Origin of the sequence: Acinetobacter sp. YH12063 (assembly GCF_013419715.1) — a bacterium.
Taxonomy (GTDB): Bacteria; Pseudomonadota; Gammaproteobacteria; order Pseudomonadales; family Moraxellaceae; genus Acinetobacter; species Acinetobacter amyesii.
The window spans coordinates 392630-409131 of sequence record NZ_VOZO01000001.1; the positions used below are offsets into that span (position 1 = coordinate 392630).

The 16502-nt window shown below is 40.3% G+C and carries 14 protein-coding genes; 5 read left to right on the forward strand and 9 right to left on the reverse strand.

The window, feature by feature from the left end; translation table 11 throughout:
* The first annotated feature begins 10 nt into the window (after positions 1-10).
* Positions 11-1066, forward strand: coding sequence for an AAA family ATPase (locus FTU12_RS01840; RefSeq protein ID WP_180113625.1), 1056 nt, complete (start codon positions 11-13; stop codon positions 1064-1066).
* Positions 1067-1115: 49 nt separating this feature from the next.
* Here the strand turns inward: FTU12_RS01840 and FTU12_RS01845 are convergent, their stop codons facing one another.
* From FTU12_RS01845 to lpxO, 4 genes are all read right to left on the reverse strand, one after another.
* Positions 1116-2072 carry a hypothetical protein gene (locus FTU12_RS01845; RefSeq protein ID WP_180113626.1) on the reverse strand — a complete coding sequence of 319 codons (957 nt, stop codon included), beginning with the start codon at positions 2070-2072 and terminating at the stop codon, positions 1116-1118.
* Between the two features lie 70 nt (positions 2073-2142).
* The gene (locus FTU12_RS01850; protein ID WP_180113627.1) at positions 2143-2562 is read right to left on the reverse strand and encodes a PH domain-containing protein; all 420 of its coding nucleotides are present in this window, start codon (positions 2560-2562) and stop codon (positions 2143-2145) included.
* A gap of 181 nt (positions 2563-2743) precedes the next feature.
* On the reverse strand, positions 2744-3826 hold the full coding sequence (locus FTU12_RS01855; protein WP_180113628.1) for a diguanylate cyclase domain-containing protein: 1083 nt from the start codon (positions 3824-3826) through the stop codon (positions 2744-2746).
* Positions 3827-4195: 369 nt separating this feature from the next.
* Positions 4196-5110, reverse strand: coding sequence for a lipid A hydroxylase LpxO (gene lpxO / locus FTU12_RS01860; protein WP_180113629.1), 915 nt, complete (start codon positions 5108-5110; stop codon positions 4196-4198).
* A 471-nt stretch (positions 5111-5581) separates the two neighbouring features.
* Between lpxO and fadB the strand changes: the two genes are divergently transcribed.
* The 3 genes from fadB to drt2 all read left to right on the forward strand — a co-directional run bounded on the left by fadB (position 5582) and on the right by drt2 (position 10715).
* On the forward strand, positions 5582-7735 hold the full coding sequence (gene fadB, locus FTU12_RS01865) for a fatty acid oxidation complex subunit alpha FadB (protein ID WP_180113630.1): 2154 nt from the start codon (positions 5582-5584) through the stop codon (positions 7733-7735).
* 12 nt (positions 7736-7747) lie between these two features.
* Positions 7748-8920: an acetyl-CoA C-acyltransferase FadA gene (fadA, locus tag FTU12_RS01870; protein WP_180059364.1), complete on the forward strand. Its 1173-nt coding sequence runs from the start codon at positions 7748-7750 to the stop codon at positions 8918-8920.
* Positions 8921-9326: 406 nt separating this feature from the next.
* Positions 9327-10715, forward strand: a complete 1389-nt coding sequence (gene drt2 / locus FTU12_RS01875) for an antiviral reverse transcriptase Drt2 (protein WP_180113631.1) — start codon at positions 9327-9329, stop codon at positions 10713-10715.
* A 196-nt stretch (positions 10716-10911) separates the two neighbouring features.
* Here the strand turns inward: drt2 and tehB are convergent, their stop codons facing one another.
* Positions 10912-11784, reverse strand: coding sequence for an SAM-dependent methyltransferase TehB (tehB, locus tag FTU12_RS01880; RefSeq protein ID WP_180113632.1), 873 nt, complete (start codon positions 11782-11784; stop codon positions 10912-10914).
* 297 nt (positions 11785-12081) lie between these two features.
* Here tehB and FTU12_RS01885 point away from each other — a divergent pair, with 297 nt between their 5' ends.
* Positions 12082-12702, forward strand: coding sequence for a hypothetical protein (locus FTU12_RS01885; RefSeq protein ID WP_180113633.1), 621 nt, complete (start codon positions 12082-12084; stop codon positions 12700-12702).
* Between the two features lie 54 nt (positions 12703-12756).
* Here the strand turns inward: FTU12_RS01885 and FTU12_RS01890 are convergent, their stop codons facing one another.
* The 4 genes from FTU12_RS01890 to FTU12_RS01905 form a co-directional block, all read right to left on the reverse strand.
* Positions 12757-14118 (reverse strand): GGDEF domain-containing protein, encoded by a 1362-nt coding sequence (locus FTU12_RS01890; RefSeq protein ID WP_180022364.1) that lies wholly within the window; start codon positions 14116-14118, stop codon positions 12757-12759.
* 376 nt (positions 14119-14494) lie between these two features.
* On the reverse strand, positions 14495-14773 hold the full coding sequence (locus tag FTU12_RS01895; RefSeq protein ID WP_078190480.1) for a hypothetical protein: 279 nt from the start codon (positions 14771-14773) through the stop codon (positions 14495-14497).
* Positions 14774-14852: 79 nt separating this feature from the next.
* A complete protein-coding gene (locus FTU12_RS01900) occupies positions 14853-15602 on the reverse strand; it encodes a hypothetical protein (RefSeq protein ID WP_111885958.1) in 750 nt (249 codons plus the stop codon).
* A 192-nt stretch (positions 15603-15794) separates the two neighbouring features.
* Positions 15795-16322: a hypothetical protein gene (locus FTU12_RS01905; RefSeq protein ID WP_257227273.1), complete on the reverse strand. Its 528-nt coding sequence runs from the start codon at positions 16320-16322 to the stop codon at positions 15795-15797.
* Positions 16323-16502: the final 180 nt, after the last annotated feature.

Below are 16502 nucleotides of genomic sequence, written 5' to 3' on the forward strand. Positions count from 1 at the left end.
AACATGATGCATGACGAACGCCAATCCCGCCATCCATGTCGTACACCCGACAACTTCAACGCATAGCACTGCTGAAAAAAACCGTTTGATGGGTAAGCCGCGTTTTCATTTTGAACCGCGTGACGTTATGCAACGCTTAAAGCAACGGATTATTGGACAAGAAGCAGCATTAGACGAAATTGAAAAAATGCTGCATGTGGTCAAGGCTGATTTTTCCAGTCCTGAACGACCGCTCTCCGTAACATTAATGCTTGGACCGACAGGTGTTGGTAAAACCGAAACTGTACGTTTAATCAGTGAAGTGATTTATGGCCGACCTGATGCCTTTTGCCGCATTGATATGAACACGCTCGCACAGGAACATTATGCGGCTGCCATTACTGGTGCGCCTCCGGGCTATGTCGGTTCTAAAGAAGGCCATAGTTTATTTGATGAAGTTGCCATTGCAGGTAGTCATACCCGTCCGGGCATCGTGCTTTTTGATGAACTGGAAAAAGCGTCAACCGAAGTGCTTCGCGGCTTAATGAATGTGCTAGATAGCGGAAAATTAACCCTAACCTCAGGTACAAAAACCATCGACTTTCGTAATTGTATGATCTTTATGACCAGCAATGTCGGTGCACAAGCGGCACAGCAATATCTAGATAAGTTAAATTTTTTACCCGAAAAAATACAGAAGGTTTGTCTCAAGCGCGTGCCGGTCAGCAGTATTATTGAAAAAGTCATGCAACGTAAATTCGACCCTGAATTTATTAACCGTATTGACCGTGTATTGCAATATCAACCCGTTCAAGATGATGCCTTGCCCCGTTTGGTGGAGATTGAACTGGAAAAACTTAATCAACGCCTACAACATCAAAAACGCAGTATCAAACTCACAGATGCAGCCAAAGCACATTTTTATCAGAACCATGATATTCGTTATGGCGCACGACATTTAGCACGAAAAATGCGGGTCGAGCTTGAGCCTATTTTGGCGGTGTATTTTTTGAATCATCCAATGCAAGCGACCTTGTCTTTAGATCGTCAACATGGACAATTCGTGATTCAACCACACGAGTCATAAGTCAAAAAGCACGCTTTCGCGTGCTTTTTATATGATGCAAGAACATGAATTAAGATATAGCGTTATATCGCTGTATCGCAGCAATTGCGATGTCATTGTAATATTTACAGTTATTGCCGATATAGGTCGAAATAGCCAATCGATGTTGATACGCTTCAGAAGCTGGATCAAATTGCTGTGCACGTTTTAAATATGCCGCAGCATCTTTACTTTGCTCAAAGACTTCACCATCGACCATTTCGGCCTCAAAAATCATCCCTTGGTAATTCACCACCACAATACTATTAACGACTCCATATTTATCCAGTATTTGCACCTTCGTCCATGGATAGGCATTCCACTTTCCTGATGTCACCCGTGTCGTGTAGCCATAGGATTTTGCATCTTTTTTCCAGCTTTCAATCAACTGCGGCATATAGCTATATGCAATATCTTTAAAGCCACTATGCGTGAACCAAATATAGGGTTTGGTTGGGACGCTTTTCTCTAAGTGATAACACACCGAACCGGGTGGAAATGTTTGCTCAACACCAGCATTGACATAAAGCGAGGCGATTTTTTCATTTGCATAAATAGGGGTTCCATTCATGGCTTTAAAAAAACCTTGAAACCCCAGATAAACACCATCAAAAATGGATATTCCGGATAAATCCGTTTTCTTTAAATATTCAGTTCGAGCGACATTGGGAGCATCACTGAAGTATAAAGTCAGTTCATTAATTGCCCGAGTGTCTCCTTTGACTTTCATGTCTGTATATAAGCTTTGTTGTGTGAGCAAATATTCTCCCCAGCCCACATCTGTCATATAACTTCGAGTCGGTTCATTGTTGAAATAAGAAAAAGATCGGTAATTTTCAAAGTCAAAATTAAATGAATAATAACTTTGGCTCACCACCACAGGTTCAGGCTTTGGTTCTTCCTTAACAGAAGAATCACCACCTCCACCCCCACAGGCAGTGAGATAGATTGATAAGATTGCGATGCTGAGTTTATATTTAACGTCCATTTATATGTTGTTATTCATTTTATATGATTCAACATCTTAACTTGAACGTTATATCACCACAACATCAACTTTAGGCTTCAACCTGTGTTTGCTGCAATGCCTTTGTAAATGCCTGTTTATCTTTGGGTGAAACCATGACGAATTTGCGTTGTCCATTCTGTATATATTCAATTTTTAAACGTTTAATGGAAAGCGCAGGTGCCGCAGACAAATCCTGACTTGCACTGATGCGTTGGATATCCTGCAAAGGAATCTGCCAACGTAGAAACATGCTACGGATGTTTAATTCTGTAGCGGAAATTTGATAACGTGTATTGAATATTGGCCACCACAGCAGTAATACCGTTAAAATATACACCGCGGTATGAAGAGGATATTGTTGCATCGTGCCTTTGGCTTGCATGGTGAGTAATAATTGAATGAGTAAACCGCTCATACAAACAATAAACGCCACCACCCACCAATCTTTTTTTGAACGAAAAACTTGCATCTTATCCCCCATCAACTGCTTTTATTCTATACAAGATTTTGAAGGATGCATCTGCTATTTCAGCTTTATTTTTTGCAGGAAATAAGCATACTTATCACATTATTTTTAAGAATATGGAGATCCATTTCGCTCAAGTTTCGCTATTCATCTATTGTTATTTTTGGCGTTCTTTACGCTCGAATCACGCTTCTTTCGACATAGGTTGTTCCTGCAAACGTTTATAATTCTTTTTCTCTTGATACATTTTAGCATCGGCTTGTTGTACCAAGCTCATGGCATCTACATAGCCTTGCTGATGATCTGTTTGACACAGCCCAATACTTAAACTTAAGCCGGCTTCCATTTCCGCCACCGCTTCTAATAAACGCGGGATAAAACTCCCTTCCACATGCTTTTCACTGCAACCGGGCAAGACCAAACAAAATTCGTCTCCGCCATAACGGAAGCAATGATCATCTAAACGTGCAACCGACTTTATGGCCGCAGCAACCATTTGTAGTACCTGATCTCCACGTGGATGACCTTGTTCATCATTGATCTTTTTAAAATCATTGATATCAATAAACACCACTGTCACAGGTTCATGATTACGCTGTGCAGTATATAAAATACTGGTCAATAAGGTCGATAAATGCCGGACATTTAACAGTCCTGTTAATGGATCACGCTGTGAAAGTTCTTCCATTTCTTGTGCACGAAACTCTAACGCATGCGCATACTGTTCCATTTTTTCACGGGAGATCTTCACCTCATTAATCAAACTCCACACATAGGTTTCCACCACCAATGTAGTGTCGAACATAAAGAGCTTTTCCAAGGTGTTAATAATCCGCTGATACTGTTCCGTATCATTAAAGGTACGCTGAATTAAGCGGAACAACATGGTCTTTAAGGTATGCACCGCAGAGAGATACAATTTCGGCTCTACACCTATACGCTTATGAACCAAACCAATCCGTAAACGGTTATTCACATAAGCGCTGTCATAGCGTCCCGAAAATAAGTCCAATAAATACTGGTGCTGCGCGCGCTGCAAACGCTTCAAGGTATCAAGATCACCAATCAAAGTGGCAATTTCTGGAATTGAGGTCTGATTTTCATAAAATTCATCGACCATACTGTCGAGTATCGGCGCCACAATCCCACCAATCGAAGCCAATTCCGCCAGCTCTAAATCAGTCAAGCCAAGCAACTGTTTACGTCGTTCTATATCTTGCATCGAAATATGCATTTGATGCATCAATGTTTGGTTGGTTGCTTTCATGAATCGGATCCCCTTCCCGCCAAATCCTTCCCTTCAGGCGTTTACACAGGGTTTCTATGCAGTAGGTCTGCAATGTTTCCACCGTTTTCACCTTTGGGTTTTGGCTATCATTGATGATGACGCTTTTCTTTCAGCTCAATGGTTTGGCATGGGCTTAAGTTTGGACGTCAACATCATATTCCTCGTCTATTGGCACATTTTTTCTGGCTTATTCTGGTTCTAGCTTATTCTGGCTAACACTATTTCTGCTTTTGCTGATTTGCTCTGCATGATTATTTTTATTCTGCTTGCACGATAACTGATATTTCGCTGACTGTCAGTATAAAAAAACGCCCCTAAGGGCGCATTTTTTCAATATTTATTCCACTTTTAAAATAAATATGGACGTACAAAAATCAGGAAGAACAGCCCCAACATCAGGAACCACTTTAAAAAGTAATACAGTGAACGATTGGTTTTTTTCAAGGCTTTGGCTTTTATGCGAATTTGATAGACATAGCCAAATACTTTATTTAAACCACCTGTTTTATCACCGCTTTCATTCGGTGAACTTGCAGCAGTCATGACATTTTTACCAAACCAATGGTTAAAAGCTTCCATCCACTTTGACTTTAATGGCCGTTCAACATCTGCAAAGAAAATGATCCGGTTCTGATCCGTTTTATTTTCAGCATAGTGAATATAAGTTTCATCAAACACCACACTCTCGCCGTCACACCATGAGTACCGCTGACCATCGACATCAATAAAACAACGGTCATCATTGGGCGTCAGTAAGCCCAAGTGATAACGCAATGAACCTGCATAGGGGTCACGATGACGAACTAAACGACTGTCGGGCGCCAACTCAGTAAACATCGCGGCTTTAATCGTGGGTAAATTTTTTAACAAGGCCGTAGTTTTTGGGCAAAGTTCAGCAGCCGAAGGATGAGCTGAGTCATACCATTTTAAATAAAAGCGTTTCCAACCTGTTTTAAAGAACGAGTTAAATCCAAGATCATCATAAGTACTCGATGCTTTGATGCCCCCTTTTTCATACAAGGCCTTGGCTTCATCACGAATCATTTCCCAGTTTTCATCTAAGACTTTTAAATCTTTAAAATGCTGCGTGTCGATATAGGGTTGACTCGGCACTTTTGAAAACATGTACATGAGAAAATTGATCGGTGCGAGCAATGTCGAATGATCAAAAAACTGACGATAAAATGAATGACGGACTTTACCGCGTTGCTGAATATAAAACGCAGAAATGACAAAGACCGCCAGGATAATCCACTTAATCATATGAGGACCTGGTGCTAATAAGCATTGTGCTTAATGAAAAATTAACTTTTGAGAACGCGGCGAGTATAGCATAGTGCTCAGTGATGCCTAAATAAGCAGCATAGAACACTGTGTCTCAGCAAAGATGGATGACAATGTTAAAAGTGAATTGACCATTCTGCCGAAAAATACACTTGCTTTTTTCTTGAATTTTTCTTTTGCATCTCAATCTATAGCTTACATTTATAAAAAAATGTGAACTGAAACATAAGCTTCAACATATTTAATTAGAGCGATAGCAATTAAAGGCAGATCCAAAGGCTATTTCCAAAAGAAATTTTGATGACCCTAGCGTCACGGCTTGATACAACTTGTTATGTTCTTTTTAGATATAGTTATCGTAAGATTAGCGAGGCATAAAGTGTACGCAGGAACCGCGTACTCGCTTCACAACATCAACTTAGAAGTCCTCCAAAATAAAGGAGATCAGGCATGATCCACGCTGGCAATGCCATTACCGTCCAAATGCTTTCGGACGGAATTGCAGAATTCCGCTTTGACTTACAAGGTGAGTCGGTCAACAAATTTAACCGCGCAACAATTGAAGATTTTAAAGCTGCAATTGATGCTGTTAAAGCAAACGGTGACATCAAAGGTTTAATCGTTACTTCAGGTAAATCTACATTTATCGTGGGTGCAGATATCACTGAATTCGGTGACAACTTCGCTCAAGGCGAACAAGCGATTGTGGATTGGGCATTGCCTGTTCACGACATCTTCAATGCATTTGAAGATCTAAACGTTCCTAAAGTTGCTGCAATCAATGGTATGGCATTGGGCGGCGGTTTTGAAATGTGCTTAGTGTGTGACTATCGTGTGATGTCAGAAGCTGCACAAGTTGGCCTTCCAGAAATCAAACTGGGTATCTACCCTGGTTTTGGTGGTACGGTTCGTTTAAGCCGCGTGATTGGTATCGACAATGCGGTTGAATGGATGGCAATGGCTGCACCGAAAAAGCCAGCTGCTGCGCTCAAAGACGGTGCTGTTGATGCAGTTGTTGCTGCAGACAAACTACAAGACGCTGCAATTGACCTTGTGAAACAAGCAATTGCTGGCCGTGTAGACTGGAAAGCAAAACGCCAAGAAAAATTAGATCCTGTTAAATTGAACATGCTTGAACAAATGATGGCATTCAATACAGCGAAAGGTGCAGTTCTTGCAAAAGCAAATCCTGCTCAATACCCAGCGCCAAAACTTCTTCTAGACTCATTACAAGCAGGTGCAAGCCTTCCACGTGATGAAGCATTGAAAATCGAAGCGCAAGGTTTTGCTAAAGCGGCTGTGACTCCACAAGCAGGTGCGTTAATTGGTTTATTCCTTAACGACCAAATTGTGAAGAAAACTTCGAAGAAATATGAAAAAGGTGCGCACCCTGTCAACCAAGCCGCTGTATTAGGCGCGGGTATCATGGGTGGTGGTATTGCTTACCAAGCGGCAAGCAAAGGCACACCAATCATCATGAAAGACATTGGTAACCCACAACTTGCTTTAGGTATGAAAGAAGCAAATGGCTTACTGACCAAACAAGTTGAACGTAAGAAGATGAAACCTGCTCAAATGGGTGAAACTCTTGCTCGCATCCGTCCTACATTAAGCTATGACGAATTCAAAGAAGTGGACATCGTGATTGAGGCAGTAACAGAGAACCCGAAAGTTAAGGGTATCGTACTTGCTGAAACTGAGAAAAATGTTCGTGACAATACGATCATTGCTTCAAATACTTCAACAATTTCAATCACACGTTTGGCTGAAAACCTACAACGTCCTGAAAACTTCGTAGGTATGCACTTCTTTAACCCTGTTCACATGATGCCATTGGTAGAAGTGATCCGCGGTGAGAAAACATCTGCTGAAGCAATCGCGACAACTGTGGTTCTTGCTCAGAAAATGGGTAAAACACCAATCGTGGTTAACGACTGCCCAGGCTTCTTGGTAAACCGCGTACTATTCCCTTACTTCGGTGCATTTGACCTTCTACTGAAAGACGGTGCTGACTTCCAGCAAGTTGATAAAGTGATGGAAAAATTCGGCTGGCCAATGGGTCCTGCTTACCTCATCGACGTTGTGGGTATCGACACAGGCGTACACGGTGCGGAAGTAATGGCAGAAGGTTTCCCTGACCGCATGAAGCCCGACTACAAAGGCGCAACTTTAACCATGTACGAAAACAAACGTCTTGGTCAAAAGAATGACGTTGGTTTCTACAAATACGAACTTGACCGTAAAGGTAAGAAAGCCAAAGTGGTTGATCCTGTGGCTTACGAACTTGTGGCTTCTGTTGCAACTGCGGAAAAACGTGAATTTGACGCTCAAGAAATCATTGACCGTATGATGCTGACTTTCTGTAACGAAACTGTTCGTTGCCTAGAAGACAACATCGTAGCGACTGCTGCTGAAGCAGATATGGCGATGATCATGGGTGTAGGTTTCCCTCCATTCCGTGGTGGTCCATGCCGTTACATCGACCAAACAGGTGTCGCTGAATACGTAGCGCTTTGCGACAAATATGCGTATTTAGGTAAGGCTTATGAAGCGCCACAAATGTTGCGTGACATGGCTGCTAACAACAAAAAATTCTACGGTTAAGGAGCAACGTGAATGGCTACTTTAAATCCACGTGACGTTGTCATCGTTGATGGCGTACGTTCAGCAATGGGTAAAACCAAAAATGGTATGTTCCGTAACGTACGTGCTGACAGCTTATCTGCTGAATTAGTACGCGCGCTTGTTGCTCGTAACCAGTTTGATACCAATGAAGTTGAAGACGTTATCTGGGGCTGTGTAAACCAAACCCTAGAGCAAGGTATGAACATTGGTCGTAACATTGCGTTATTGGCTGATCTTCCAAAGACTGTTGCAGGTCAAACAGTGAACCGTCTTTGTGGTTCTTCTATGCAAGCAATCCACACAGCGGCTGCGCAAATTGCAACCAACCAAGGTGATATCTTCATCATTGGTGGTGTAGAGCACATGGGTCACGTTGGCATGATGCACGGCATCGACATCAACCCTGAAGCGTCTAAGCACTATGCAAAAGCATCTAACATGATGGGCTTAACGGCTGAAATGTTAGGTCGTATGAACGGTATTTCGCGTGAAGAACAAGATGCGTTTGGTGTTGAATCACACCGCCGTGCTTGGGCTGCAACACAAGAAGGTCGTTTCAAAAATGAAATCGTGGGCGTTGAAGGTCACGATGCAAATGGTTTCAAAATCCTGTGCGATATCGATGAAGTGATTCGTCCTGATGCAAACCTTGAAGCATTCCAATCGTTACGTCCAGTATTCGATCCGAAAGGCGGTACGGTAACTGCTGCAACATCTTCAGCTTTGTCTGACGGTGCTTCTGCAATGTTGCTGATGTCTGCTGAACGTGCTCAAGCTTTAGGTCTTAAGCCACGTGCTGTGATTCGCTCTATGGCAGTTGCAGGCTGTGATGCTGCGATCATGGGTTATGGTCCTGTACCAGCAACTCAAAAAGCGCTTAAACGTGCTGGCTTGTCTATCGCAGACATCCAAACGTTTGAATTGAACGAAGCGTTCGCTGCGCAAGGTTTGTCTGTTCTTAAAGGCTTAGGCATTTATGACCAACAAGACCGTGTGAACTTGAACGGTGGTGCGATTGCATTGGGTCACCCATTGGGTTGTTCTGGTGCGCGTATCACAACGACTTTGCTGAACGTGATGGAACAGCAAGATACACAAATCGGTCTTGCGACGATGTGTATCGGTCTTGGTCAAGGTATCGCGACTATTATCGAACGTGTTTAATGTTTAGTTAAATACTGAGATAAAAATAAACCCCGCTAATTGCGGGGTTTATTTTTATTAAACAAATATTTGTGATTTAGATTTGAATTCAGTATATTACTTAAGCCCATGTTGTAGAACATGGGGAAGGTAATCTGTTGTCAAGTATTGCACCACACAATATTAGAATAATTTCTAGTACATCTGGTGAAACACTACAAACTGCTCGGAACCAAGTACAAACAATGTATATGGAACTCCACAGAATGTAATCAATGCTTCTCATAGTATATTCCTTTCGTGATCTAAGGACGGTTTAGAGGGAACTGATTTTTGGGGTTCTTAAGTATGCTCTTGGGAATTCTACATATGTAGAACGTTTAATACGGGGATTACCGTCACAACCTTTCCCTTGAGTTTTCTAATAATGACTATTGATGCTGATTTCTTTAAAAATAGACAAAAAAACTATCTGCATTTCGATTACCCTATGCAGCCTCAGAAAATTTATAATTACGTTACAAATCCTAAAAATATTGAGAAGCATGCTTTCTATCCATTCATACATTTCGAGCTAAAATCACGAAAAATAAAAAAAGATAGAACCAAAATTATTAGAGTAAGGGGAAAGAAAAATAGATATGCTATTGTCAAATGCGCGCCAAAGATTAGACCTATCAAATATTCTTCACATATAGATGGCCATATATATGCCTATTACGCTACATTACTAACTCCTAATTATGAAAAATTACTCGAAGAATCTAATCTGTCAGATAGTGTGTTAGCTTTTAGAAAATTACCTAACTCCCCTAATAATATTCATTTTGCTAAAAAGGTTTTTGAGGAAATAAAAGTAAGACAAAACTGTGTTGCTTTATGTTTTGATATTAAAAGTTTTTTCGATGAGCTTGATCATCAAATTTTAAAGAAAGCATGGCTTAAAGTCCTTAATGTAAATTTTTTACCTCGCGACCATTACCAAGTTTATAAATCACTTACTAAATTCTCTTATGTAAATAAGAAAGATGTTTATAACGCTTTAGAATTATCTGTTAATAAAAATCATAAAGATTTAAAAAGACTATGCTCCAGCTATGATTTCAGGAATAAAATAAGAAAAAATAATTTAATTATCAAAGAAGATAAAACGAAAGGAATTCCTCAAGGTTCAGCTATAAGTGCATTTTTATCAAATATCTACATGTTGGATTTTGACAAAAATATCAAAAACTATTTATCAAAATTAAATGCTTCATATTACAGATACTGTGATGATATTTTAATCATCTGTGACTCTGACTTAGGAATGAAAATCGCGCTGGAATCAGAAAAAAGAATTAAGCAACTGAAAGTTCAAATTCATCCAGACAAAACTAAACGAGTTTATTTTCAAGATGGATTACACATCTATGATAAACCACATATGAGTAGAGAATCTCTTCAATATCTCGGTTTCACCTACGATGGTAAAAAAATCTTATTACGTGATACAGGTTTAGCTCAGTATCATCATAAAGCATCAAAAGTTATCAGAATGACTAATAAAAAATTTTTAAAGATTAATGAATCAAGAATTAAAAGAGACGACCACCCCCTGCAATTAAACAAAAAGCACATTTATAGAAGATTTTCATATATTGGTAAACGGAACTACATAAGCTATGCATTGAAAGCAGCCAAAATCATGAATGAACCTTCTATTAATAAACAGATCAAATCACATTGGAAACGTCTTCAAGCCAAAATTAAATTACATGAAGAATTTAACAATGAATATTTTTTTTATATTTGTGATGAAAAGCAGAACCTGTAGAAATAAAAAAAGCTACCGCTGAACAAGCTATTGTAAAGCTGAGAAAAAGGCTGGTTTTCTGGTTTAAGAAGCTCCTTAAAATTACTAAAGCATAAAAAAGATGTCACAGTGACATCTTTTTTATTTGAGCATCCCATTTTAAAAGTGGAATCACGCATTGACTTATTATTTTAGTCAAAGTGCTTTTATGGCTATCCTAAACCCTCTGCGCCAACAACGTCGCAAAATGCTGCTTAATCCGATTGCCTTGCTCATCCACCCGATGCAACTCCCCGACATTTTCATTGTATTTCACAATGTTCCAGCCCTCATACAAAGCACTTAACTCCCCTGCTTTAAAGCTAAATGGAAAGTCAGGCTGCGCAGGCAGATCAGGCGTATCCATCGCACAGACAATCAGGTTATAACCATTGATATTTGTGGCTTGCTGCATCTGCTGAATCAGCGGCTTGACTGTATTGGCCTCTAAAAACATCATCACCACGGTACAGCAAATAAAGTCATATGTACCTGTAATGCTTGGGTCAGCGTTTAGATCACGCTGCTGTACATAAATATTTTCAATGCCTTCCGCAGCGATCACCTCTTGCAGCTTATGCAAACTGTGTGGGTTCACATCCCAAGCATCCACCTCAAAACGCTGCTCAGAAAACTGACTTAAGTACAGCGAATTACGCCCCTGCCCACAGCCAACATCCAAAGCACGACCACCTTGCAAATATGGTGTTGCTGCCAAAATTTCTGAATGTGTTGGGCTGAGTTGATACTTCTTATAAAAATAGTCCTGTGCTAAGCAATAAAAACTTAACTGACATTGCACATCATCACTCGCAGACACAATTTTGTGCCACGCCTGCGGCTCAATAAACGGCGGTGGCTGATCTGGGCTAAATACATACGTCGAGAGGATATTTCCTGACGCATCCAGCATGGCAAAGTTCACTTCACCTTGCAGTACGGTGAGTTTTGCCCATGTGCCTGCTTTGGTATTGTGCTGTTGTTTAAAACCTTGTGGAATCGACTGCTGCGTCCACACAGGGAGCTGTTTATAACAAATAAGCTGCTGCATCTGTAGTTATCCCTCATGCCACGTTATTTTTATGCCATACCAATGGCGGAAATATATATTCACCATAACGGCTTTAATAGTGATTTTAAATCAGCTTTGAATTGAAAATTTCGCATAATCTGCAAAGCACGCTATTTTGATTTGTATTTCTGCGTAACACCATGTTATCCGTTTGTAACATTGGTGGAATATTCACACAATCAAATCCCTCACTCTGTGCCGTGCAACCTAAGCGCTGTTGATAAGGCATAAAATTTACAATGCCTTATTTTAACTAAGTTTTATAGAGTGATGACTATGAACGCGATCAAAACTACTTTAGCTGTTGCTTTAGTTGCTGCTACAACTTCTGCTATGGCGACTACTGCTGTAGAACAAAAACCTGCGACTGCTGTTGAAGCTGTAAAAGCTCAAGCTGCACAAGCGAAAACTGCAACTGTAGCTGCTGCTCAAGCAACTAAAGATGCTACTAAAACTCAAGTGGCTGTTGCAGAAAAAGCGACTCAAACTAAAACTTTAACAGTGAAAGAAACCACTAAAGCAAAAACTGCTGACATGAAAAAAGCAGTTGTAGAAAAAGCAGCAGCAACTAAAGAAACTGCAGTTGCAGCAAAAGATGCAACTGTAGCAAAAACTGTAGCGGCTAAAGACGCTGTTGTTGCGAACACTGTTGCAGCAAAAGACGCGACTGTAGCAAAAACTGTAGCAACTAAAGATGCTGTCGTTGCAAAAACTGTTGAAGCAAAAGATGCAGCTGTAGAAAAAGCAACTGATGCAAAAGAAGCTGTTGAAACTAAAACTGAAGAAGTAAAAGCTGAAGCGAAAAAAGACTGCGCTAAAAAATGTGCAGAGAAAAAAGCTGAAGCAGCTAAAGCTGAGAAAAAAGGTTTCTTTTCTTGGTTCAAAAAAGCAGCTTAATCGTTGATTAAATGCAAAAAAAAGATGCCTTCACGGCATCTTTTTTTTGCCCATTTAGACTGCAATACTGCTTTCTGACAACGGAATAATCTTTTGATAAACAAACTGATTTTTCCCTTGTGATTTCGCCTGATATAGGCAGGCATCGACATGTTGTAAAGTCGTGGAGTAATTGGACAAACTCAACTGTTGAAACTCGGCCAAGCCCATACTAAAGCTGACATCTAGCCTTAATTGATCTTTTCGAAACGGCACATGTTCGCAGCGTTCCAAAATTGTTTCACACAACATTTTACCCTGCTCCAAATCGGCACCTTCGAGCAAAATTAAAAATTCTTCACCGCCCCAACGACTAATAAAACTCGCGCGTGGACTACAATTTTTTAAGATTTTTGCCAAATGCACCAAAACACTGTCCCCCATTTGGTGTCCATATTGGTCATTAATTTTTTTAAAATTATCGACATCGAGCAAAATGACACAGCCTTTATCAACCGCACCCTCTATAAATATTTGTTCTTTAAAGGCATGGCGATTTTTCAGTCCCGTCAACTCATCGCAAAAACTTACACGTTGCAAAGCCAAATATAGACGTTTATTTCGTGCATACAGCTCACAAATAAACAGAAAAATGATCAAATAAATACCCAATGCCAAACGATAAGAACTGATCCGCGAGAGCATATGTACCTGTGCATCCGACCAATATTCCCCAGCCAATGGCATGGCACCATACCAGCCACAGATCAGCGTCATTAAGCCAATCAGCCAGCAAAAGGTTTTGAAGTCATATTTGATCGCGTAGTAACACATCAATAAAGGCAAGACCATGCAAGCATAGAAGATCTGATCATTTGAGATCACATATTGGACGGCCAGTGCCACGATCAGATAGCCATAATCCACCCACGGCACATTCATCCAGCGCTGAACACCAAACAGTAAACACACCACAGCCAAACTTGTTGCAAATTGCTCTAGAAAATAATCAACAAAGGCAAAGTATTGGTTGTCCATCTGAAAGCACGCCACAAACAAGAGACTGCCTGCAAAAGCACTCACGATACTCGGAACAGCTAACATTAGGGTTCGCTTAAAGCGGCGTTTTTTTAAATGGCTCAGCGCTAAATAGGCTTTAATAAATACCCAAATCTGAAATGCCGAAATCGCACACAGGAGAAATTTATCTTCTAAGATTTTGGCAGGATCGACCATCAGCGAAGCCACAAAGATCGCACTAAAAGCATAAAGCACGATCAGTAAATCGTGACTTAAATGCTTTCGCATTAAAACCATGCCATAGGCAGCGAATGCATTTACCACCCAAACAGGGCTAATGAATAATTCATAGGTATAGCCTATCGACACCAATGAAACCGCACATATGGCAAGCCATAGCAGTATTAATTTTTTCATACGCTAAAAAAATCGTCTCTAAAAATGGCGATAAACCTTTCATTCAAAGCCAATCGGTCTAAGGTTAGAATTTTTGCAAGTTCAATACAGCTCAGCTTCTTATGAGTTATGGGCTGCTGGCTAAAAAGTTATGTTTAAATTTTCGGCGTATTTTAAGTGATTTAAGTCACACTATTGGTTGATAGTTGTATTAAATTTGCAATTTAAACAATCAAAGACTGTTTTAAAGCCAATGTTTTTTGCGCCATTCGTGCTAGTTCGGAACTCAGTTCCCAAAATGATGCTCGATAACAACAAAAAAGCCATCCGCTAAAGGATGGCTTTCACTTGCATAACATGTCTCGAAGTTGTGCTGAATAATTTGAATGAAAAGGACTTATTTTAATATTTGTAATTGTTCCATCAACCAAGCCATGTATTTATCTTGATCCATAAAGTCAGGCGCCGTCCCTGTATCCAAACTATAAAATTGTTGATTAAATTCAATCACAATCTGTTCAGTCAGATGCCAATCTTCAATCATGCGAAAATACTGACTGAAGAAAAAACGGTTCTTGCCCCAATTGTTTAAACTTTCCAAACGTGGATATTGGCGGTTCGCGATAAAGTCGATATAGACCTGCTGAATATCATCAAAAATCTGAATAGCTCGCATGAGCATGGACCTCTATATGATGTAAAACCTTGCTATAAGCCACTTTATCGCGCAATTTTGAAAGAGAGATGACAGTCAGTTAAAGCTTTTGTTTCAACTCTGAACGGTTCTTTTGGCGGATCTCATCCATTTGTGCATTGAGCGCTAACATCTCTGTATAAAGCTGATTAAACTGCTTTAAAGGCGCATCTTCATAGAACATAAATAATTTATTTTTCTTTTCCCATTTATTGGCTTTCAGCACAGCAAAGAGCTCATCAGCCTTCGCCAAGCTTTGCTTTTCTAACTCAAATAAAGCATGCGACTCATCACTATCACGACTGTCTCTTAAACTCTGCGCAATTTGCTGACGAAACACCTGTTTGACCGCCAACTGTTTGGCCTGCGCTAAACCATTTTCCTCTTGCTGTGTGGTTTTTTGTTCATAAGCATCGACCACTGCATGCACCTGCTGCAGCATTTGCTCAGTCTCTTGATATTGGTTTTTTTTATCTTTTAATAAGCGATCGATATCGAGAAATTTATCCCAATTCAGTGCTTTAAGATCACGAATATATTGATTCCGCGCTTCTGCACGCTGCAGCATTTGGCTCAAAATAAAATCCGACATGATTTTATAATCCCCCGTTAGCCGTGCATCTGTCACATTGAGTTGTATCGGCTCTTCCCAGTGCTGAGCTTGCTGAAAAATTTGCTCGGTTTTTTCACGCAAAACCGTTTCATAGGTCGAGAGTTGCACAGCTTCTTTTTGCTGTACTGAATATTGATAAAACATCCATCCAAACACCAATACCGTAGCACTGGCCAAGACAACAAAGATACGCGGCATAATGAGCTCCGAATGCCCTTTTATTCAGTTTAACCAAAAGTTTGAAGATTGACGATAAAATAGCCATGTTTTTTAGCGATGCTATTTAACTTCATCAATGTAGAAAGACCTAAATTACGCATGCCATCAAAACGAAAATTCATGGATAAAGCATGAATTTTCGCATTCAATTTGCTGTAGAGGTGTATTCGATTATGGGGTCTTGATCGGATTGGTATTTAACTGACGGTCGATGTTTCCGAGATTGATTTGCTCACGACTGATTTGCACATTGGTCGCATTACGGTCAATCCCAAAGGGTTGCAACATAATATATAAACCATTGCGTGGGTCAGAAGACTGCAAACCTGCGGCAATATTTAAAACATGCTGTTGCATCAAAGGCGATAAATTCGACATATCTGGCACTGCTGTGGCAGGTAAGATATCAATATTTGACACGATTGTTGCATCGACACCTTTGTTTTGAGTATCACGCTCAAGTTGCATCACCCGTTGCTGTAAGGCTTTACGGCGATCCACCTGCTCTTGATACTCAACAATGCCCGTCTCTGCACGCATTTCACGCTCTGCCATAATGGTTAAAGCAGGCATCTGAATAGCTTGTTGTTCGGTTTCATCAGCTTTTGTAGTGGCTTTTTCCGCAGCCAAAGCATTCATAGCCGTCATTGCTGCACTAACAAAAACCAAAACGGAAACAGATTTAGGGAGATTCATCATGTTCATTCCGAGAGATTTAAAAATAGAAAATTGAAAAAATTTACACTGCTATTATTGTACAACAATTAATCAATTTACCAGATTTAACCCCGACAAACGGCAGGAGAGCACAGCTTATTTAAACCTCACTTTGCTCATTCTAGACTTGAGATATCGTCCTTTACCTATCTGGATTGCCGC